The following is a 1,287-nucleotide window of genomic DNA, read 5'->3' on the forward strand; positions in this document are numbered from 1 at the left end:
CCAGCTGTACCCGGCCCGCTACCGCCGCGAGCGCGGCGACGAGATGGCCGCGGTCTTCGCCGACGCCACGTCCGGCGCCGACCGCGCGGCCGTCGCCCGGGAGGTCTTCGACCTGGCCGCGTACGGGCTGCGGGTGCGGCTCGGGCTGACCGGCTCCGGGACGCTCGGGCGGGTGCTCGCGCTGGCCGCGCCGATGGTGGCCGGCGCGCTGGCCGGCTCGGGGCTCGTCCCGTGGGTCACCGACCCGGACGGGGCCTCCTTCCGGCTCACCTGGGACCACTCGTACACCACGCTGGCCATGACCCTCGCGCCGCCGGTGACCGCGCTGCTGCTCGCGATGGCGGCGGTGCTCGGGCGGTGGACGGCCGTGCGCGTCATCGCGTCGGTCCAGGCGGTGCTCGGACTGACCGTGCTGGCACAGGCGTTCACCGGGTCGGCGTTCGTCGACCTGTGGTGGGTCGGGTACGTCGGCATGGCGACGATGCCGGCCGCGCTGGCCGCCGTGCTGCTGCTCGCGGCGCCGACGGAACTCCTGCCGAAGCCGTCCTGGCGCACCCGCGGGACGGTGCTGGCCTCGATCGCCGGCGGCGCGGGGCTGGTGTGGCTCCAGCGCTGGGACGACACCACCTTCCCGCTGGACGCCCAGTGGTTCGCGGTGCTGCTGCTCGTGCCCGTGCTGCTGACCTTCACCGCGCTGCGCGGCAAGGAGCTGCCGGCCGCCGTGGGCGTCGCGGTGCTGTCGCTGACGACCTTCGCGAGCCTGTTCAACATCTGGCGCGAGGCGCGCGGGATCTCCCAGCTGCTGCCGGTCGCGCTGCCGGTGCTCGGGCTGATGGTGATCGTCGCGGTGGGGATGCACCGGATCGGCCGGGGCGGCACGGGCGGCCCCGGGAGCGGCGGCGACGTCGACGAGGAGCACGTCGCGGCGTGACCTCGGGGCCGGGTCTCGTCCGGGGTGGGCGGATGTGGCAGGCTACGGATATGTCTAGACCAATTTTCGAAGTCATCGCGCTGACGCCCCAGGACGCCCAGGCCGCCGAGTCGGGCGGCGCCGACCGGCTCGAACTGGTCACGGACATGGCCGCCGACGGACTCTCCCCGTCCGTCGAGGACTTCGCCCGGATCCGGGCCGCCGTCGCCCTGCCGCTGCGCGTCATGCTCCGCCTCCGCGACGGCTTCGCGCCGGGCGACCTGGACGAGCTGCGCACCCGGGCCGCCGCGCTCCGCGCCGAGGGGGCCGAGGAGTTCGTCCTCGGCTTCCTCGACGCGGACGGCGCCGTCGACCTC

The 1,287-nt window shown here is 75.4% G+C and carries 2 protein-coding genes; both read left to right on the forward strand.

Annotated elements, in window-relative coordinates; all coding sequences use genetic code 11:
- Nucleotides 1-931: hypothetical protein (locus AB0O00_RS39980; RefSeq protein ID WP_363659579.1), on the forward strand; the 931-nt coding region annotated here is incomplete at its 5' end.
- Nucleotides 932-981: 50 nt separating this feature from the next.
- Nucleotides 982-1,287 (forward strand): copper homeostasis protein CutC (locus AB0O00_RS39985; protein WP_363659580.1); only part of this gene is annotated, 306 nt, incomplete at its 3' end.

Source organism: Kitasatospora sp. NPDC093558 (genome assembly GCF_040683475.1).
Taxonomy (GTDB): Bacteria; Actinomycetota; Actinomycetes; order Streptomycetales; family Streptomycetaceae; genus Kitasatospora.